The sequence below is a fragment of the Nocardioides sp. BGA-UO-ETr-FS32 genome (genome assembly GCF_059567905.1).
The window spans coordinates 26,799-45,314 of record NZ_JCAQOX010000006.1; the positions used below are offsets into that span (position 1 = coordinate 26,799).

General features: G+C 67.6%; 15 protein-coding genes, 1 tRNA gene and 2 pseudogenes. 9 read left to right on the forward strand and 9 right to left on the reverse strand.

The window, feature by feature from the left end; all coding sequences use genetic code 11:
* Window positions 1-3 precede the first annotated feature (3 nt).
* On the forward strand, window positions 4-1,383 hold the full coding sequence (gene der, locus AC57BS_RS02230) for a ribosome biogenesis GTPase Der (RefSeq protein WP_496409868.1): 1,380 nt from the start codon (window positions 4-6) through the stop codon (window positions 1,381-1,383).
* Window positions 1,384-1,400: 17 nt separating this feature from the next.
* On the opposite strand, the gene AC57BS_RS02235 is transcribed toward der, so the two are convergent.
* Entirely contained in the window at window positions 1,401-2,066 is a 666-nt protein-coding gene (locus AC57BS_RS02235; protein WP_496409869.1) for a M23 family metallopeptidase, read from the reverse strand.
* A gap of 179 nt (window positions 2,067-2,245) precedes the next feature.
* Here AC57BS_RS02235 and AC57BS_RS02240 point away from each other — a divergent pair.
* Window positions 2,246-2,319: transfer RNA gene (locus tag AC57BS_RS02240), tRNA-Pro, on the forward strand.
* Window positions 2,320-2,388: 69 nt separating this feature from the next.
* Here the strand turns inward: AC57BS_RS02240 and AC57BS_RS02245 are convergent.
* From AC57BS_RS02245 to AC57BS_RS02260, 4 genes are all read right to left on the reverse strand, one after another.
* Entirely contained in the window at window positions 2,389-3,486 is a 1,098-nt protein-coding gene (locus tag AC57BS_RS02245; RefSeq protein WP_496409870.1) for a tyrosine-type recombinase/integrase, read from the reverse strand.
* Between the two features lie 124 nt (window positions 3,487-3,610).
* Window positions 3,611-3,892 carry a helix-turn-helix transcriptional regulator gene (locus AC57BS_RS02250; RefSeq protein WP_496409871.1) on the reverse strand — a complete coding sequence of 94 codons (282 nt, stop codon included), beginning with the start codon at window positions 3,890-3,892 and terminating at the stop codon, window positions 3,611-3,613.
* Between the two features lie 553 nt (window positions 3,893-4,445).
* Complete coding sequence (locus AC57BS_RS02255) at window positions 4,446-5,657, reverse strand: OmpA family protein (protein WP_496409872.1); 1,212 nt, start codon at window positions 5,655-5,657, stop codon at window positions 4,446-4,448.
* Window positions 5,658-5,691: 34 nt separating this feature from the next.
* Window positions 5,692-5,886, reverse strand: a complete 195-nt coding sequence (locus AC57BS_RS02260; RefSeq protein WP_496409873.1) for a hypothetical protein — start codon at window positions 5,884-5,886, stop codon at window positions 5,692-5,694.
* Between the two features lie 291 nt (window positions 5,887-6,177).
* Here AC57BS_RS02260 and AC57BS_RS02265 point away from each other — a divergent pair, with 291 nt between their 5' ends.
* A complete protein-coding gene (locus tag AC57BS_RS02265) occupies window positions 6,178-8,559 on the forward strand; it encodes a tetratricopeptide repeat protein (RefSeq protein WP_496409874.1) in 2,382 nt (793 codons plus the stop codon).
* Between the two features lie 262 nt (window positions 8,560-8,821).
* Here AC57BS_RS02265 and AC57BS_RS02270 read toward each other — a convergent pair whose 3' ends face one another.
* Both AC57BS_RS02270 and AC57BS_RS02275 read right to left on the reverse strand, forming a co-directional pair.
* Window positions 8,822-9,067, reverse strand: a complete 246-nt coding sequence (locus tag AC57BS_RS02270) for a hypothetical protein (RefSeq protein ID WP_496409875.1) — start codon at window positions 9,065-9,067, stop codon at window positions 8,822-8,824.
* Window positions 9,068-9,078: 11 nt separating this feature from the next.
* The gene (locus AC57BS_RS02275; protein ID WP_496409876.1) at window positions 9,079-10,449 is read right to left on the reverse strand and encodes a hypothetical protein; all 1,371 of its coding nucleotides are present in this window, start codon (window positions 10,447-10,449) and stop codon (window positions 9,079-9,081) included.
* Window positions 10,450-10,740: 291 nt separating this feature from the next.
* Between AC57BS_RS02275 and AC57BS_RS02280 the strand changes: the two genes are divergently transcribed.
* From AC57BS_RS02280 to AC57BS_RS02290, 3 genes are all read left to right on the forward strand, one after another.
* A complete protein-coding gene (locus AC57BS_RS02280) occupies window positions 10,741-13,437 on the forward strand; it encodes a hypothetical protein (protein ID WP_496409877.1) in 2,697 nt (898 codons plus the stop codon).
* Window positions 13,438-13,968: 531 nt separating this feature from the next.
* On the forward strand, window positions 13,969-14,199 hold the full coding sequence (locus AC57BS_RS02285; protein WP_493824449.1) for a helix-turn-helix domain-containing protein: 231 nt from the start codon (window positions 13,969-13,971) through the stop codon (window positions 14,197-14,199).
* Window positions 14,200-14,274: 75 nt separating this feature from the next.
* On the forward strand, window positions 14,275-15,402 hold the full coding sequence (locus AC57BS_RS02290) for a tyrosine-type recombinase/integrase (protein WP_496409878.1): 1,128 nt from the start codon (window positions 14,275-14,277) through the stop codon (window positions 15,400-15,402).
* A gap of 136 nt (window positions 15,403-15,538) precedes the next feature.
* Here AC57BS_RS02290 and AC57BS_RS02295 read toward each other — a convergent pair whose 3' ends face one another.
* Window positions 15,539-15,754 carry a helix-turn-helix domain-containing protein gene (locus AC57BS_RS02295; RefSeq protein WP_493824451.1) on the reverse strand — a complete coding sequence of 72 codons (216 nt, stop codon included), beginning with the start codon at window positions 15,752-15,754 and terminating at the stop codon, window positions 15,539-15,541.
* On the opposite strand from AC57BS_RS02295, the pseudogene AC57BS_RS02300 reads away from it, so the two are divergent.
* Together AC57BS_RS02300 and AC57BS_RS02305 are read left to right on the forward strand one after the other, a co-directional pair.
* A pseudogene (locus tag AC57BS_RS02300) lies at window positions 15,753-16,681 on the forward strand (IS3 family transposase); the annotation flags it as partial. The gene AC57BS_RS02295 and the pseudogene AC57BS_RS02300 overlap by 2 nt on opposite strands.
* 52 nt (window positions 16,682-16,733) lie before the next feature.
* Window positions 16,734-16,949: pseudogene (locus AC57BS_RS02305) on the forward strand (IS30 family transposase); the annotation flags it as partial.
* A 327-nt stretch (window positions 16,950-17,276) separates the two neighbouring features.
* Here AC57BS_RS02305 and AC57BS_RS02310 read toward each other — a convergent pair.
* Entirely contained in the window at window positions 17,277-17,633 is a 357-nt protein-coding gene (locus AC57BS_RS02310; protein ID WP_496409879.1) for a DNA polymerase ligase N-terminal domain-containing protein, read from the reverse strand.
* 23 nt (window positions 17,634-17,656) lie between these two features.
* Between AC57BS_RS02310 and AC57BS_RS02315 the strand changes: the two genes are divergently transcribed.
* Entirely contained in the window at window positions 17,657-18,496 is an 840-nt protein-coding gene (locus AC57BS_RS02315) for an aldo/keto reductase (RefSeq protein WP_496409880.1), read from the forward strand.
* Window positions 18,497-18,516 lie beyond the last annotated feature (20 nt).

The following is an 18,516-nucleotide window of genomic DNA, read 5'->3' on the forward strand; positions in this document are numbered from 1 at the left end:
CGCATGAGTGAGTACGACGCCACGAGCGTCGAGCCTGTCGACCCGACCGACTCGACCGACGCTGCCGGACCGACGCCGGTCCTGGCGGTCGTGGGCAGGCCCAACGTCGGCAAGTCCACCCTCGTCAACCGGATCATCGGTCGCCGCGAGGCCGTCGTGGAGGACCGGCCGGGCGTGACGCGCGACCGCGTGTCCTACGACGCCCACTGGGGCGGGCGCGCCTTCACCGTGGTCGACACCGGCGGCTGGGACCCCGACGCCCGCGGCCTCGCGGAGCGGATCGCCGGGCAGGCGGAGGTGGCGGTCTCGCTCGCCGACGCGGTGCTCTTCGTGGTCGACGCGACGGTGGGCATCACCGACGCCGACGAGGCGGTCGTACGGATCCTGCGCGCGTCGGGCAAGCCGGTCGTGCTCGCGGCCAACAAGGTCGACGACGCCCGCACCGAGGCCGAGGCGTACGGCCTGTGGAACCTCGGTCTCGGCGAGCCGTGGCCGGTCTCCGCGCTCCACGGGCGCGGCTCGGGCGACATGCTCGACGCGATTCTCGCGGCCCTGCCGGAGACCCCCGAGCAGTCCTTCGAGGAGGTCGGCGGTCCGCGCCGCATCGCCATCGTCGGCAAGCCCAACGTGGGCAAGTCCTCGCTGCTCAACATGCTGGCCAAGGAGGACCGGGTCGTCGTCGACAACGCCGCCGGCACGACCGTCGACCCCGTCGACGAGCTGATCACGCTGGGGGACCGCACCTGGCGCTTCATCGACACCGCCGGTATCCGCAAGCGGGTCAACCAGGCGTCCGGCCACGAGTACTACGCGTCGCTGCGCACCACGACCGCGATCGACCGCGCCGAGGTCGCCGTGCTCGTGCTCGACGCCAGCGAGACCGTCTCCGAGCAGGACATGCGCATCATCCAGACGATCCGCGACGCAGGCCGGGCGATGGTCATCGCGTTCAACAAGTGGGACCTCGTCGACGAGGAGCGCCGCTACTACCTCGAGCGCGAGATCGAGCGCGACCTCGTGCAGCTCAAGTGGGCTCCGCGGATCAACTTCACCGCCCGCACCGGCTGGCACGTCGACCGGCTTGTGCCGGCGATCGACAAGGCGCTCGAGGGCTGGGAGACCCGCATCGGCACCGGTGCGCTCAACACGTTCCTCGGGCGCCTCGTCGCCGAGCACCCGCACCCGGTGCGCAGCGGCAAGCAGCCGAAGATCCTGTTCGCCACGCAGCCCTCGACCGCGCCGCCGACCTTCGTGCTCTTCACCAGCGGCAAGCTCGACGCGGCATACGAGCGGTTCATCGAGCGGCGCCTGCGGGAGGAGTTCGGCTTCGTCGGCACGCCGATCGTGATCAACCAGAAGCCGCGCGAGAAGCGCAAGCGGTGAACGTCGAGGCGTGATCGTCAGGGGGCGAGGCCCGCGGCGCGCAGCCAGTCCATCGGGTCGACGGGGCTGCCGCCGGCGGGTCGGACCTCGAGGTGCAGGTGCGGGCCGGTGGAGTTGCCGGTCGAGCCCACGCTCCCGATGACGTCCGCGACCTCGACCTGCTGGCCGATCGCCACCGTGGCGTCCGTCTGGTGGCAGTACCAGACCTCGGTGCCGTCCGGGAGCTCGAGGATCGTGCGCAGGCCGTACGGGCCGGCGTACGCCACCTCGGTGACCACGCCGCCCGCGACGGCGACGAGCGGCTCGCCGGCGCCGGCGCTGAAGTCCTGGCCGCCGTGCTCGGCCTCCCACAGCGGGCCCGTCAGGCCGAAGCCCGCCGAGATGTCGTACGACGCCATCGGCAGCACGACGCGCACCTTCTCCGGGTCGCCCGTGTAGCCGTACCTGGCGAGCAGCTGCTTGCGCCCGACCAGGGCGCGGTCGCGTGCGTCGGCCCGGCGGTTCAGGGCCGCTAGCCGTTGCTGGCGCTCGGCCACCTGACGCGCGAGCTCGATCGCCTCCAGCTGCCGGCTCTCCTCGCGCACCGTGACCTCCGGGGCAGCGTGGGCCGACGGCGCGGCGAGTGCCAGTGCGGCGGCGGCCGCGGCGACCGCCATGCCCGCACGTTGAAGCATGGATGACATGTGAACCCCCCACAGGTTGACGGTTCATCCTCAGGGCAGGGAGCGGGGGCGCGGGCGGGAATCGACTCAAATGGCCCACTCGGACTACGGACCAGATCAGGTGGGCGGGTCGATTCCGCGCACGCGGAGGGGCTGCGGTAGTGTTCCACTCGCTTCGCAGGCCTCGTGCCGGAGGCATTCGGGCTGTGGCGCAGCTTGGTAGCGCACTTGACTGGGGGTCAAGGGGTCGCAGGTTCAAATCCTGTCAGCCCGACAAGGTGAACCGGCTCTGACCTGCGGAAACGCTGGGTCGGAGCCGGTTCTTCATTTGAACCCGAAGGCGCTATTCCCCACTTATTCCCGAAGTATTCAGACCGCCCTCCGCATCTGCCTCGGCCAACTCGTCCAGGACGTGCGCGACGTCGGCGGCGATCGCTGGCTTCGAGATGTAGAACTCACGGGTGATGGCGGGGGAGGAGTGGCCGAGCTGCTGAGAGGCGGTCTCGGCGTCGACCCGCTCAGAGATGAGCGTCGCTACGGTCTTGCGGAATGTGTGGGGCGTGACCCAGTCAAGGCCGGTATCCTTGCGAATCTGGCGCCAGCGGCGTTCGACGTTGTTGACCTGTTGCCAGGTGCCGTTGCGTGTCGGGAACACCGCGTCGTTCGGGTTCTCTCGCGCTGCCGCCTGACGGCGCTTGAGCACTGCGATGGCGAAGTCCGGAAGGACGACCGTCCTCACGCTGGCGTCCGACTTCGGGCTTGCCTTGCGGTACGTGCCCCTGCCCGGCTCGGTCTTGATCGTTCCGTTGATGGTGAGGTTCGGACGGGTGGCGTCGAGTGCGACGTCGACCCAGCGCACCGCAAGGATCTCACCGATCCGCGCGCCGGTGGCCAGCATCAGGTCGATGATGTCGGCCATGTCGCTGGTCGCCTTTGGTCCGGGCCGTTGCTTGGCCGTCCACGCGCGGAGAGCCTCGCGGACGATGGTGAGGTCCTCAAGGGTCAGCGATCGAGTCTCGGACCTTTCGCGGTGGATGCGTGACGTCTGCTGGACCGGGTTCACGGCGAGCGCGTCGTGACGCACAGCCATCCCCAACATCGCGCCCATCACGACCTTCGTCTTCCGTTGACGGCTCACGCTTGTCGCCCGGAGTCGGACGAGGAACAGATCCAGTCGACTGGTCGTCACCTCCCGAAGTCGGAGGCCACCCAGTTCCGGGATGACGACCTTGTCGAGCACGCGCTCGTACTCGTTGACGGTGGTGGCTTCGATCCGGCCCTCGTCACGCAGGAACGTGAGCCACAGGGCGGCGAGGGCCGCGATAGTGGTGTCGGCGGTGATCGCCTGTTGCGTCGGCGTCGCCCGGTCGACGAGCTTCTCTCGCAACGCACGCTCCGCGGCAGCGATCGTTGTGCCTGTGGCCGTGACCTCGCGGGTCACGCCGTCCCTGTCCCGGATCCGGGTGCGCGCCCTGTACACACCCTCGCGGACCCGCGTCGTTCGGATCGTTCCCCAGGTGCCCAGCGATGTCGGCGGACGTCCGCGTCCCATCTCGCACCTCCCTTCAACGCGGCCGGCTCGCTCGGGACAGCGAAACGCCGTCTCCCGCTCGCTGTTCCGGGATGGCCGGGGTGTCGTCGAAGCTCTCCAGGTGTTCGGCGACCCAGGTGTCCAGATCGGAACGGCGGTAGCGCAGGCAGCCCCCGAGCTTCACGGCTCGTGGCCCGAAGCCCGCACGCCGGGTCCGCCAGGTGTACAGCGTCGCCTTCGGGATCGAGAGGTACGCCGCTGCCTGGTCGATGGTGAGGATGCCGCCCTCCACGGTGTTTTCGACCGTCGTGCTCATGATGTGCTCCTTCGTCGTGACGAGAACAGGTTTGTCCTCGCAACTGAAGGTGTGCAGCGGAAACCGGCCTACCTGTGGAGAACCCCCGGGTGAAGTGACGCCATGGAGGCGCAGCGCTCGCCGCGCCGAGAAGTTCGTGGGGAGTCGAGAACACCTTGGTTGCGAGCGGCTCGCGTGATCTGCCGTGATCCAGTTTGCTGTGGCTTGATTTCTTAGCCAGAGGATTGCGGTTCAAATCCCGCCGAGACTTGAAGTGGTGACGCGAAGTCTCGCCGCGGCAGAGACATGGCTTTCGGGCGGGTGGCCACGGGTCTGCGCGGCGCGCGTGGTCCATAACCCCGTCCCTGTCCAGCCGCCTTCAGCGGCCGGGGGGGGTGCGCGAATCGCACCACGCTGGCGCCGGACAACGTCTGCCCGAGGCCGCGAGACCTTCCGTAGAGTCCTGGGTCGAAGCAGGTGGTAATTGCCCTAACGATCATCTCGGCGCGCTGGCCGGAGGCTTCGATGCTGTCCCGCACCGGTGAAGGCACTAGGACAGCATCGATTCGAGTGGCTAGGGCCGAGTGCTAGCCATGAGCTCGACAACGCGGTTGAGGCGGGCGAGGCGCTCGTTGTAGATGCCATTGGGGGTGTTGTCGACGGGCTGGTCGATGGTGCTGCCGAGGCCGGTGGCGGTGCCGATGACCTGGTGGGGCGCGCCGAGCGCGCGGAGGCGGTCCAGGACGGCGGCGGCACGGTCGTAGGACAGGGCGTTGCCGTCGCCGCCGCCGGGGACCTCGGCGGCGTGGCCGATGGCATTGATGACCCGGTCGGCGGGGCACGAGTTCAGGGCCCGGGCCAGGGGGCGCAGCTGCTTGTCGGCGGCGGGGAGCAGGGTCGAGCTGTCGGGCTGGAAGGCGATGTCGGTCGAAATTGTGGTGGTTCCCACGCAGTGGGTCTTGATCGCGTCGAGCTTCACGAGAGGCACGTCGTTGTCGGCGGTGGTGGGCCGGGTGCCGGCGGGGCCGTCGAGGATGGTGCAGCTGGCGGCCTTGCTGCGCCGGCAGATGCCGGCCCAGATGATGCGCAGGGCGGTGCGTGCGGCGGGACCAGCGGTGGGCTGGCGACTTGAGGGGTTGGCGTAGCCGAGGCCGACCCAGACGATGTGACGCCCGGTGGCGACCGGGATGTCCCTGGCGTTGATTGCGGTGACGAACGCCTTGGGGTTCAGCATCCAGTCCCCGGCGTGGGTGAGGTCGACGGGGTCCACGGTGCTCATGCCGCTGCCCAGCATGATCACGGTCCCACCGTCGGGGGTCTCCTGGAGGGCGTGGTCGTAGACGGCGAAGGTGTCGAGGCCCGCGGTGGTGGCTGCTGCGGTGCTGATCGTCTCCTCAAGGGACGACAGGTGCTCCTCGACAAGGGCCTCGGCCTTGGTGGGCTCGGCCTCGACCTCCTTGCCGCGCATGGGCGTGAGATCGAAAACAACTGGCTCGGGAGAGCCCTGGGTGACAATCTGGATGGCTCCGTCCTTGGGGTAGAGCGCGTCGAGGGCGTGCGGAACGAGGAGGTCCGTGACCGAGGCGATAGACGGGGCGGGCTCGGAGCTGGCCGCGTTGATGGCGAGGGTGAGGGCGGCCGGGGGCTTCGGCTTCTCACAGGCGGTGAGCATGGTCGTGGTGAGGGCGAGCAGCATGGCCGTGCCGAGGAGTGCATTCAGCTTGTCGCGGCCGACGATGCGGCGGTGGGGGACGGCGGTGGTCGGGGCGTCATGGTCGACGAGCATCTCTGGTGCCTTTCGTTCAGTTTGATCGTGGTTGTCAGGCGGTCGTGAAGCCGGCGCGGCGCAAGGTGGCGACGGCGTTCTTGAGGGCGCGCCAGTCGCTGGGGGTGCCGGGGAGCGCGCCGACCACCACACCGTCGCGGGAGACGAGGTGGTGGCCGCGGCGGGTGGTGCGGACGGTGAAGCCCTGGCGCGCCAGCTCCTTGAGGAGCTTCTTGATGTCCTTCTTCATGTCGGTGCCTTCCTGTGTGGCCGGGTGGTTTCCCGGGGTTGTTGGTTCATGGAAGGCGCCGAACGGGGGAGGGGTCTTCGGCCAGTTCGGTGTTCGGTGTGGCGGGTGTTCGGTGATGATGGGGCGCAGGATGTTGGTGTCGGTGTCCGGTGGCGATCGGGGTAGGGGATGGCTGGAGGGCGGGCTGCGGGGTCCGCGGTACCGCCGGCTGATGGCTCGAGGGTGGAGCTGGAGTCGGCGTACCGGTCGTGGTTGGCCGCGGCTGAGTCGGCAGCGGGGAACAAGGCTCGGGTGACGTTGCGGGTCCGGGACCTGCGCAAGCAGCGTCTGGACGCCCAGATCGCGCGTGCTGAGCGGGCGGGGAACAATGCGGCCGCGGCGGCTGCGGGACGTGATCGGGCGGCCTGGGTGGCGACGACCGAGAAGTGGAACTCGGGCGCCTCGGCGAAGTTCAAGGCCTGGTACGACCGCGCTGGTGTGCCCGCCGAACCAGTGGTGCGCGCCGCGCTGGTCGCCGGGGTGGAGGACTTGGTGCCGACTGCACCGCACACGGTCGGGGCGTGGACCTCGTTCGGGGAGGTGGTCGAGCGGCTGGCTGCAATCCGGCACGAGGGGGCCCGCCGGGTCGGCCGCGACACCGCGCAGACGGCCGGGAAGCAGAAGCGCTCAGCAAATCTCGCGGGCTGGTTGGTGGGTGGGGATCCGTGTCGGGCCGGTGAGCTGGACCCGGTCGCGCTGGGGCTGGGGTCGTGGTTCTTCGACGGCGATCTGCCGCCCTACGCGGCCCGGACCTCCGACACCGACCTGCTCGCCGTGCTCACCGACCCCGACCGCGGCCCCGGGAAGGGGTTGGTCGTAGTCGTCGGGCCACCCAAGGCCGGCAAGACCCGCAGCCTGTACCAGGCTCTGCAGCACCCCGATCTGGCCGGGCGGACCGTGTGGTGGGCCAACACCGCCCCCGGCCTGATCCCGGCCTTGATCGCCGCCCTGGATACCCACGCCACCAAGGGTGAGCTCCCCGCGAACCTGGTCGTGGTCATCGACGACCTCCAAAAGCTCGGCACCCACCCCGCCGACGGTCTCACCGAACCCCGCCTACGCCGGCTCACCAGCCACGCCACCGTGGCCGCCACCCTCCACGAGGCCGACCTGAGCGCTTACGCCCACGCTGTCCACGACCACACCAGCGACCACGCCCACGCGGCCGCTATCGGCGCCACCCACGGCCTTGTCGAGCTCCTCCAGGCCGCCCGCATCGACTACGAACCCGCCCTGGACACCGACGAGATCACCGCCGCCACCGAGATCGCGCAGACCAGCCCCCACGCCGAGCAGACACACGGGTTCCGCTATGACCGGCTCCCCGAAGCCCTCGCCGCGGTCGACCAACTCACCAAACGAGCCCGCGAGGGCCTCACTGCAGGCGGCTACCAGGCCGTCCTAATCACCACCGCGATCGACGCCCACCACCTCTACCCCACCGGCGCCGAACCCCACGAGCTCGAAGACCTCGCCGAATGGCACCACTCCCAGATCAGCCCCAACCAGATCTGGAACCCCGAGCGCTACCAACAAGCCCTCGACTGGGCCACCACCGGACTCGGACCCCGGTCACCCCACGCCATCCTCCAACTCACCCGCACCCCCGACCGCTACCAACTCCTCGACGCCCTCACCCCCAAACTCCACCCCCACCCCTGGACTCCCGACCACCTCCACGGCGCACCCCTCACAGCTCCGGCGGAAGCAAGTGCGGGCGTATTTTTATCCTCATCGCAGCCGGAGCAGGCACGGGTCTGGATCGCACGCGCCATCGACCATGGAGTGTCGGGTATTGGCTGGTTTCTCGAGGCCATCGATTACCGACTGCAGAAAAGACGGCGAGCCGAGGCCGGCGACATCGACGCCATGCTCGACTGGGCTCTCACGCTGCCGTCAAATAGTGACCAGGAATTCCAATGGCTGGGCTTGGCGGCGCAGGGGGGCCACCCGGACGCAATGGACATGTTCGGGAAACGTCTAGAGAGCCGTGGGGACTTGGACGGTTCCCGCTACTGGTTTGAGCGCGCGGCCGTCCTCGGCAGTTCCTCGGCCATGTGCCACCTTGGGAGGGCTCTTGAACAGTTGGGCGACACCCACGGGGCTGTTCAGTGGTTTCGCCGAGCGATCGACACCGACTGCGCGAGCGTGCGGTATGCCCTACCGATGTTCTTCGACCGAGTTAACGCCTGGAACGCTCTGGGCCGTCTCCACGAAGCGCGTGGCGACCTTGTCGCGGCGCGTCATTGGTTTCAATTAGCCGCGGACGATGGCAGTGAGGAAGGCCGGCGAAACCTGTATCGCATACTTCCCGAGCGACGCGACCTTATCTTCCCCCCAGTTCTCATTCGTTATCGGCTGGTTCATGAGGATGTGGAGCGCATGGATGGCGCCATGCTCTCCGAGTTCATCGATTCTGCAACGCTTGAGCAGGTTTGCGAAAAGTTGTCGAAGGTCATTGCCGAGGGCACGAGCTTTATTGTGCATGCCGGCGGCAGCGTCCGGGTTTTCGGCCAAAGCCCGCAACCGGCCCCAGCAACAGGTTTCAGCGAAGGTGCACGCTCTCGCCGAGAATGGATCTCCGTGGGGTGTGTCGTCAGCGCCGCTGAATGGTTTCCGGGAGCGCTCAAGTAGGGCGAGTGGCTTCGCCCAAGGCGAGGCGTGTCCCGCCATTCATTTGCGTCATGTGTTGGCATCGATAAAGCGGCCCGTTGGTACTTGCGATCGCGGGGAGAACGAACATCGCTCCGTCCGGTTGCACCCGAGTAAGCTGATCCAGGCGCCCGACGATGCCCCGGCTGAAGCACTGGTGGTGGCGCGTCTCTCCTCGGTACACCGAACACGCCCGCGTCGCTCGGAGTATCCGAGCGACGCGGGCGCTCTGCGCGGGCGTCTACTACTTCTTCTGAAGGCGCTTGGTGGTGCGCTTGTCGACGACGGGGATGGGGTGCTGGGTCTTGGTGATCTGGCGGGTGCGCTGGCGGGCAGTCTCGGGGAGGCGGACGTCCTTGGCGTACTGGGTGTACTGCTTGGTGAGGCTGGCGGTGGTCTCCTTGGTCAGGGGGATGGTCGCGATGTTGCTGGCGATGCCGACAACCGCGAGGCCGCGCTTGGCCTTGTCGGTCAGGTTCGTGATGTTCATGGCCTGGTCTCCTAGAGGGTGACGTCGAGGTTGTTGGCGGTGGTGGTGGGGCCGGTGTGCGCCGCGTTCTCCAGGTGGTGCTGGGTGGTGTTGAGCTCGACGGCCTGGGCGGCGGCGAGCGCCAGGGCGGTGTAGTCGAGGGCCAGGGCGGGGAGCTGGCTGTGGGTCCCGTTGTGGCCGTGGTAGCTGCGGGCGATGCGGATGGCCTTGTCGTTGTGGCTGCCGGTGACGCGGTGCTCGGCGTCGGTGCGGGCCTTCGTGGTGAGCCGGATCAACTTGTCGGTCTTGAGGTGGGCGTCCTGGAGGGTGACGCTGCGGGCGTTGGTGAGCTGGTTCGTGAGGTTGGCGCGGTACTGGAGCTGGAAGGCGAGGTGCTGGAGCTGGTCGGTCTGGGCGGAGCCGTGGTCGTACTCGGCGGTGTAGTTGAGGTAGGCGGAGAACGCGATCAGCAGGGCGAACATGCTGGCCAGGGCGATGACCATGACCTGGGGGGCCTGGGCGTTGTGGCCCTCGAGGTAGATCCGGGTGCCCATGACCAGGGCCGCGGCGGCGACGACAGCGATAAGGCCGCCGAGCTCGAGGCGGATCCGGGGCTTGGTCTGGGGGTCGGCCTCGATGCTAGAGCTGGGACCCTTGTGGTCGCGGTGGCGACGGCCCATGGTGCGCATGACGACCGCGAGGAGCAAGGTGCCGAGGAGGGCGAATGTGGCGGCGATCGCCAGCCGGATGGTCATCGTGGTCTCGGTGCCGACGAGGCGAAGGTTGACGTTGAGGATGCCGATCAAGGCGAAGAGGAAGACGGGGAAGTCGAGCATGAGCAGCCCGATCTCCTTGACCCGGCGGCGCCGGTTGATCAGGTGCTTCTTGAAGTTCTGGCGGGTGGCGGAGGCGATCTGCTCGCGCAGGTCGTCGTGGAGCTCCTCGGCCTCGACGGGGCTGAGCTGCTCACCGGTGTTGCCGATGATCGGGGTGGACGGGAGAAAGGAGAGCTGCTCGTCGATCACCTTGACCAGGGCGTGCAGCGGCTTGATCGCGGCGACCAGCTTCTCGACGGGGCCGCCCACCTGACGGTCGAGGCGGCGCTGGGCCCGGGTCTCGACCGGAGCACGGACGGACGCCTCGAGGTCGGTCAAGCGGTCGGAGGACCGCGTGCTCGAGTGGTGACGGTTGGCCTCGGCGACCAGGGCGAGCACCGTAATGATCTTCGTGAAGGGGATCGGGCCGATGAACAGCAGCGAGGTCAGGATATGCGGCCACGGCACCGTAGCGCGGGAGAACGTGCTGCTCGGGCGCGGGGCGGCCAGGGGCCCATCGAGCGTGCTTGCGAGAGCATTGGGGGTGTGGGTCCCGTTGGTGCTGGGGGTGATCGGGTAGTCGGACATGTCGGTGCCTTCCTGTGTGGCCGGGTGGTTTCCCGGGGTTGTTGGTTCATGGAAGGCGCCGAACGGGGGAGGGGTCTTCGGCCAGTTCGGTGTTCGGTGTGGCGGGTGTTCGGTGATGATGGGGCGCAGGATGTTGGTGTCGGTGTCCGGTGGCGATCGGGGTAGGGGATGGCTGGAGGGCGGGCTGCGGGGTCCGCGGTACCGCCGGCTGATGGCTCGAGGGTGGAGCTGGAGTCGGCGTACCGGTCGTGGTTGGCCGCGGCTGAGTCGGCAGCGGGGAACAAGGCTCGGGTGACGTTGCGGGTCCGGGACCTGCGCAAGCAGCGTCTGGACGCCCAGATCGCGCGTGCTGAGCGGGCGGGGAACAATGCGGCCGCGGCGGCTGCGGGACGTGATCGGGCGGCCTGGGTGGCGACGACCGAGAAGTGGAACTCGGGCGCCTCGGCGAAGTTCAAGGCCTGGTACGACCGCGCTGGTGTGCCCGCCGAACCAGTGGTGCGCGCCGCGCTGGTCGCCGGGGTGGAGGACTTGGTGCCGACTGCACCGCACACGGTCGGGGCGTGGACCTCGTTCGGGGAGGTGGTCGAGCGGCTGGCTGCAATCCGGCACGAGGGGGCCCGCCGGGTCGGCCGCGACACCGCGCAGACGGCCGGGAAGCAGAAGCGCTCAGCAAATCTCGCGGGCTGGTTGGTGGGTGGGGATCCGTGTCGGGCCGGTGAGCTGGACCCGGTCGCGCTGGGGCTGGGGTCGTGGTTCTTCGACGGCGATCTGCCGCCCTACGCGGCCCGGACCTCCGACACCGACCTGCTCGCCGTGCTCACCGACCCCGACCGCGGCCCCGGGAAGGGGTTGGTCGTAGTCGTCGGGCCACCCAAGGCCGGCAAGACCCGCAGCCTGTACCAGGCTCTGCAGCACCCCGATCTGGCCGGGCGGACCGTGTGGTGGGCCAACACCGCCCCCGGCCTGATCCCGGCCTTGATCGCCGCCCTGGATACCCACGCCACCAAGGGTGAGCTCCCCGCGAACCTGGTCGTGGACATCGACGACCACCAAAAGCTCGGCACCCACCCCGCCGACGGTCTCACCGAACCCCGCCTACGCCGGCTCACCAGCCACGCCACCGTGGCCGCCACCCTCCACGAGGCCGACCTGAGCGCTTACGCCCACGCTGTCCACGACCACACCAGCGACCACGCCCACGCGGCCGCTATCGGCGCCACCCACGGCCTTGTCGAGCTCCTCCAGGCCGCCCGCATCGACTACGAACCCGCCCTGGACACCGACGAGATCACCGCCGCCACCGAGATCGCGCAGACCAGCCCCCACGCCGAGCAGACACACGGGTTCCGCTATGACCGGCTCCCCGAAGCCCTCGCCGCGGTCGACCAACTCACCAAACGAGCCCGCGAGGGCCTCACTGCAGGCGGCTACCAGGCCGTCCTAATCACCACCGCGATCGACGCCCACCACCTCTACCCCACCGGCGCCGAACCCCACGAGCTCGAAGACCTCGCCGAATGGCACCACTCCCAGATCAGCCCCAACCAGATCTGGAACCCCGAGCGCTACCAACAAGCCCTCGACTGGGCCACCACCGGACTCGGACCCCGGTCACCCCACGCCATCCTCCAACTCACCCGCACCCCCGACCGCTACCAACTCCTCGACGCCCTCACCCCCAAACTCCACCCCCACCCCTGGACTCCCGACCACCTCCACGGCGCACCCCTCACACCGGAAGGCCACTTCTATGCGGGACTGGCCGCCTACGAGGCAGGCGACCACGACCAGGCCACGATCTGGTGGGGGCGTGCTGCCGATGAAGGCGACTTGGGCTCAATGTTCAATCTGGCACTGCTTCTTTCCGAGCAAGGAGATCAAGAAGGCGCACTGCTCTGGTACCGCATGGGCGCTGACGCGGGGGACCCAGGTTCCATGAACAACCTGGCCACCATGCTGGGCGAGGCTGGCGATCGAGAGACCATGCAGTCATGGCTCGAGCGTGCGGCGGGCGCCGGAGGTGCGGAAGCCATGCACAACCTTGGGCTCGTGCTGAGTGAGCGAAGCGATCTTGCTGGCGCACGCCATTGGCTTGAGTGTGCCGCCGACGCGGGCATGGTCGACGCCATGTTCAGCCTCGGCAAGACGTACGGGGAACTAGATGACGCCGAGTCGTCTCTGGCTTGGTACCAGAGGGCGGCCGATGCGGGGGATCTGGACAGCATGCACATCCTGGGCATTCGGCTCAAGGAAACGGGCGACTTCTCCGGCGCGCGACGCCATCTCCAAGGCGCCGCCGAGGACGGGCACATACAAGCAATGCACAGTCTCGCAATAGCATGCAAGGAGGAGGGCTTCGTCGAAGAGGCTCGCATTTGGAACGCCCGAGCCGCTTCAGCCGGAAACGTCTCGAGCGACTTCAATTTGGGTCGGCTTCTTGCGGAGCTGGGGATGCACGAGGAGGCCGAACACCATTACGTTCGAGCCGCCGAGGCTGGCCATCTAGACGCGATGTTCTTCCTGGGTAGCGCTCATCACGGCCGGGCGAACATGGAAGAGGCTCAGCGCTGGTGGGAGGAGGCTGCGCGAGGGGGGCACATTGGCTCGATGAGCATCCTCGGCGTGGCTTTGGAACAGGCAGGCGACCATGAAGGCGCGAGCCAGTGGGCGATGAAGGCACTCGAAGCCGGTGAGCCTGGCGCCTATGCCACCTTGGGGAAGGTGAGTCACAGTCGCGGAGACCCTTACGACGCTCGCCATTGGTGGCGGCAGGGTGCCGAGGCTGGCGACTGGCAATCCATGTTCGAGTTGACCTTCTGCCTATACGAGCAAGGCGATCTGGGGGGAGCCAGGCATTGGGGCAGGATCATGTGGCACCACGAAGAGAACACGATTCCCTTCAGCATCGTGACGCTTCTCGCTGAGGGAGGCGACGAGGAGGGAGCCCACTTTTGGCGTGCCGTGGAGGCGGACCCGCCATTGGCCTGAAGTAAGCGTCGACGACAATGTTCCCGGCTGGCGCACGGGTAACGCATGTGGCTATCTGCTCCGCCTGGCGTTCGTGTCGCCGGGTGGTGTGGGCCGAGGGCTCAGGTAGCCTCCTCGGATAGTGCCGCACTTATTCCCCGTTTATTCGGTCCCAAGACAGCAAACCTGGGCATGCCTCGAGTCAGTAGGGCAGGAACGCCCCAAGCGTTTCCGCAGGTCAGGACAACAATTCGCAGCCGAGCGCAAGAATCAGTCGGGCGGATCACCAGTACAAGGGGTCGCAGGTTCAAATCCTGTCAGCCCGACCGATTGAATCCGGCTCTGACCAGCAATCATGCTGGTCAGAGCCGGGTTCCGGTCTCGGAGAGTCGCGGGTTTCCGTTCAGGAAAGACTCGAAGATTTGAACCGCTCTCCAGAAACCCTCCACAAACCCCGCTCGCGTGGCCCTCGCTGGCCCGATCACGGTGACGACCACGGACCAGTCACGGACCGCCCCGGTCGTCTCGGAACGCTCTACCCACCTCATCGGTATGAGCACCGACACCACTACCGAACGCGGCCTGGAGCCGCTGATGAACATCGAAGAGCTCGCCGAGTACCTTGGCGTGCCCGTCACCACGATCTACGACTGGCGGGTGGCGGGCAAAGGCCCGTGCGCCATCCGGGTGGGGCGTTCGCTGAAGTTCGCCGTCAGCGATGTACGCGACTGGATCGCACATCATCGCGAGACCTCACCGGGTCATGGGCCGGGGGATCGGTAGCGAACCGTGGCTAGGCCGCGTACCCCGATCGGCACGTTCGGTCAGATCGACTTCCGGACGAATCCGAATGGCAGCGTGCGGGCACGAACCCGGTTCCGCGACGACGACGGACAACTGCGCCCCGTCGAAGCCACCGGGCCCACGCCCAAGGCCGCCGAGAGGAACCTGAAAGAGAAGATCGCCCACCGTGGGCACTACGCAGCGGGGACGGGCGAGCTCTCACCCGACTCGACCTTCGCCAAGCTCGTCGAGGTGTGGCTCGAAGACATCGAGCTCGAGGACCGCATCTCTGCCAGCACCCGCGAGCTGTACGAGCGCGACATGCGTACCTTGGTGCTGCCGGCCTTCGAGCACCACACGCTTCGAGAGATGTCGATCAGCAAGATCGATCGCTTCCTGAAAGCACAAGCCAAGATCAGCTACAGCCGAGCGAAGCACTCCAAGGTCGTGCTCAACCTCGCGCTGGGGCTGGCCCTGCGGTACGAAGCCATCCCGCGCAACCCGGTCGTCGGGACAGCCCGGCTGCGGCCACCGCCCCCGACAGTCATGGCGCTGACCATCACCCAGGTCGAAGCCATCCGACAAGCGGTCCGGAGATGGCGTCGCGGACAGGGGCTCTCCGGCCCCAAGCCTGATGGCCAGCTCGAAGCGATCATCGAAGTCATGTTGGGAACCTCGGCGCGTATCGGCGAAGTGTTGGCAATCCGGAAACGCGACGTCGACGTCACATGCTCGCCCCCCACCGTGCGGATCTGCGGCACCGTGATCTCTCCGAAAGGCAAGCCCACCTATCGCCAGGATCATCCGAAGACCTCCAAGTCACGGCGCACCATCTCGATCCCCACCTTCACCGCCGAGGTGTTGCGGCAACGTCTGGTCGTGATCGCCAACGAGGATCCAGAGCACCTGGTCTTCTTCAGCCGCAACCGCACCCCACTGACCACGAACAACGTGCGACGGCGTCTGCGTGCAATCCTCGAGGAAGCCGGCATCGGTGGCGTCACCCCGCACTCGTTCCGGCGGACCGTCGCAACGGTCGTCGACCGGGCCGGGGGAGCGGACCTCGCCGCCGAAATGCTCGGCCACACCTCGTCCGACATCACTCGGGCCCACTACATCGAACCCGACGAACGCGTGAATCCAGTTACCGCTGAGATCTTGGAGTCGCTTGCTCCGCGACGGCTGGATGACCGGACCGACTGACTAGCGATCCTGGATCACTCCTTTGAACCCAGTATCGCCCACCGAGTCACAAGCAGCCCCTGACCTCCGGGAATGCAGGATCAGGGGGCTGTGTCGATCTGCCGCGCGTGTCCACTACGTGTCCACCAACGGTCCATCAGTGGCGGGTAGCGGCGAGCTTTCGGAAGGCTGTCTCCAACTCGTCCAGGCGGATTCGGATGTTGCGGCGTCTGCATCGGTAGGCCGGGATCGAGCCGTCGCTGATGCGACGACGAATCGTCTTCGTGCTTAGCGACATCATTTGGGACTGCTGCACGGATAGGTGACATCTGAATCTGCGTCGATGTGTCGGCGCTGGAAGGATGTTCACCATGCCGAAGGCGTTCCCCAAGGAGTTCCGCGAGGACGTGATCCGGGTCTACCAGGACTCGGATGCCTCGATGGCCCAGGTCGCGAAGGACTTCGGCATCTCGCCGTCGTGTCTGAAGCGGTGGCTGTCGATCGACGAGCGGAACTCGTCACCATCATCAGGTCGCACGAGCCCGGCGACTGAATCCGATGCGCTGCGTGAGGCGAACAAGCGGATCAAGCTCCTCGAGCAGGAGAACGAGGTCCTGCGTCGCGCGGCCGCCTATCTGTCGCAGGCCAACCTGCCGGGAAAATGATGTACCCGCTCGTCCGTGAGCTGGCTGCCAAGGACGCCCCGCTGCGGGTGCCCGTGGCGGTGACGTGCCGGGTGCTCAGCCTCGCCCGCCAGCCCTACTACCGCTGGCTTGCGAACCCGGTCACCGACGCCGAACTGACCGAGGCGTACCGCGCCAACGCCCTGTTCGATGCTCACCGCGACGACCCTGAGTTCGGCTACCGATTCCTGGTCGACGAAGCGCAGGAGGCTGGCGAGTCGATGGCCGAGCGGACGGCCTGGCGGATCTGCTCGGAGCTGGGTTGGTGGTCCTCGCACGGCAAGAAGCGAGGCAGCAACGGCAAGAAGCCCGGACCGCCGGTCCACGACGACCTGTGCGCCGTCGTCGACAAGCACGGCGTGACCCGCCACGAGTTCAAGGCCGGGGGCCCGAACGAGCTCTGGCTGAGCGACATCACCGAGCACTGGACCGGGGAAGGCAAGCTCTACGTCTGCGCGATCAAGGACGTCTACTCCAACCGGATCGTCGGGTACTCGATCGACTCACGGATGAAGTCTCGGTTGGCGGTCACTGCGCTGAACAACGCCGTCGCTCGCCGCCGCATCGAAGGCGGTGATGTGGCCGGCTGCGTGGTCCACACCGACCGCGGGTCACAGGGCGGATTCAACTGGTCGTCGCAACACCCCCTGATGTCGGAGGTGTTCACAGATGGCGACGGCGGACTGGAGCAAGAAGACCAGCGATGTTCCCGAGGGTGCGCGTCGGCAGTGGCGTGCTGACAGAGCGCTTCGGCCGCCGATGCGCTCACCCGGGCGGCCTGATCCATCGCGGGCCGTGCAACGGCAGTTCTGGCGGTTGATCGCGACTGGCATCACCTCGGCCGAGGCGGCGCTGAAGGTGGGTGTGTCTGTGCCAGTCGGGACGNCGCCTCGAACACCCGTTCGTCGGCTCGGAAGAGGCCGACCTCGGCATCTCGGAGGACCCGAGGGACAAAGCCCGGAACACCTTGCATGAACGCACCTCAGTCGTGGAAACCTGCATCTAATGCAGGAAACCTACGGCGACCTGCGCGGATCCGGCAAGTTTCAGCACGGAGCGTGGGAGGCCGCTGAGCAACGATGGCCGGGTTGACCTGCAGAAACGTGTTCAGACTCGAGGAACGGGAGTAGTCGCATCCACTTCTACTCCCGTCCTTTTATCGCCGATAACTGACATTATGTCACTAAACAGAGCCCGGGCTCCCGAGTCTCTTCACCCACCGGTCCCCTGCGGCTGGTCCTTGGTGAGGTGCAGCAACCACTGCCCGTTCCCGGTGTCGATCAGCGCATAGCGACGTACGCCGGTGCGACCGTGGAGCGAGAAGACGAGTCGGCGCTCGTTGCGGTCGTGTTCCTCCCAGGTCCCGGTGTCGGCGACGGTCTTGTGCTCGTCCTCGAAGTCGACGTGGTCGAGGTCGTGGTCGTCGACGGCCACCGCGAGCCTGTCGCGCGCCGGGTCGTCCGGCAGGCCCTTGGGCACCGCCCAGCTGCGCAGCACACCGTCCTCCTCGAGCCGCAGGTCGAAGTGCGGGCGAGGCTTGCGGTGGTCATGGAGCACGAACCGCGGCATGGACCTCACCGTACGTTGGACCCATGGCTGACATCCCGACGTACGCCCTCAACGACGGCACGACCATCCCCGCCATCGGCTTCGGCACCTATCCCCTGCGCGGCGAGGCCGGCACGGGCGCGATCGTGTCCGCGCTGGAGGCCGGCTACCGGCTCATCGACACCGCGGTGAACTACGAGAACGAGTTCGAGGTCGGCGAGGCGATCCGTCGCTCCGGGCTCCCTCGCGAGGAGGTCCTCGTCGCCAGCAAGATCCCCGGCCGGCACCACGCGTACGACGACGCCATCGCGTCCGTCCGCGAGTCGCTGCAGCGGCTGGGCGTCGAGCAGACCGACCTGCACCTCATCCACTGGCCCAACCCGAGCCAGGGCAGGTACGTCGAGGCGTGGCGCGCGCTCGTGCAGCTCCAGAAGGACGGGCTCGTGCGCTCGATCGGTGTCTCCAACTTCACCGAGGAGCACCTCACCCGGATCATCGACGACACCGGCGTCGTGCCCGCCGTCAACCAGGTCGAGCTGCACCCCCGGTTCCCGCAGGAGGAGCTGCGCCGGGTGCACGAGCGCCTCGGCATCCGCACGGAGGCCTGGAGCCCGATGGGCAAGCGGCGGGCACCGCTCGACGAGGACGCCGTCACAGCAGCCGCCGACGCGCACGGGGTCTCCCCCGGCCAGGTCATCCTGCGCTGGCACGTGCAGCTCGGCTCGCTGCCCATCCCCAAGTCGGCGGACGCCGAGCGGCAGAGGCAGAACCTCGACGTCTTCGGCTTCGAGCTCACCGACGCCGAGATGGCCGCCGTGTCCGGGCTCGCCGAGCCCGACGGGCGTCTGTTCGGCGGCGACCCCGACACCCACGAGGAGATGTGACTGGGCGCTGGCTACCATCA

What these genes read in the sequence shown, in the direction of transcription:
- der (WP_496409868.1), top strand. Translation starts at nt 4, where the DNA reads ATGAGTGAGTACGACGCCACGAGCGTCGAGCCTGTCGACCCGACCGAC.
- AC57BS_RS02235 (WP_496409869.1), bottom strand. Translation starts at nt 2,066, where the DNA reads ATGTCATCCATGCTTCAACGTGCGGGCATGGCGGTCGCCGCGGCCGCC.
- AC57BS_RS02250 (WP_496409871.1), bottom strand. Translation starts at nt 3,892, where the DNA reads ATGAGCACGACGGTCGAAAACACCGTGGAGGGCGGCATCCTCACCATC.
- AC57BS_RS02255 (WP_496409872.1), bottom strand. Translation starts at nt 5,657, where the DNA reads ATGCTCGTCGACCATGACGCCCCGACCACCGCCGTCCCCCACCGCCGC.
- AC57BS_RS02260 (WP_496409873.1), bottom strand. Translation starts at nt 5,886, where the DNA reads ATGAAGAAGGACATCAAGAAGCTCCTCAAGGAGCTGGCGCGCCAGGGC.
- AC57BS_RS02270 (WP_496409875.1), bottom strand. Translation starts at nt 9,067, where the DNA reads ATGAACATCACGAACCTGACCGACAAGGCCAAGCGCGGCCTCGCGGTT.
- AC57BS_RS02275 (WP_496409876.1), bottom strand. Translation starts at nt 10,449, where the DNA reads ATGTCCGACTACCCGATCACCCCCAGCACCAACGGGACCCACACCCCC.
- AC57BS_RS02285 (WP_493824449.1), top strand. Translation starts at nt 13,969, where the DNA reads ATGAGCACCGACACCACTACCGAACGCGGCCTGGAGCCGCTGATGAAC.
- AC57BS_RS02295 (WP_493824451.1), bottom strand. Translation starts at nt 15,754, where the DNA reads ATGGTGAACATCCTTCCAGCGCCGACACATCGACGCAGATTCAGATGT.
- AC57BS_RS02310 (WP_496409879.1), bottom strand. Translation starts at nt 17,633, where the DNA reads ATGCCGCGGTTCGTGCTCCATGACCACCGCAAGCCTCGCCCGCACTTC.
- AC57BS_RS02315 (WP_496409880.1), top strand. Translation starts at nt 17,657, where the DNA reads ATGGCTGACATCCCGACGTACGCCCTCAACGACGGCACGACCATCCCC.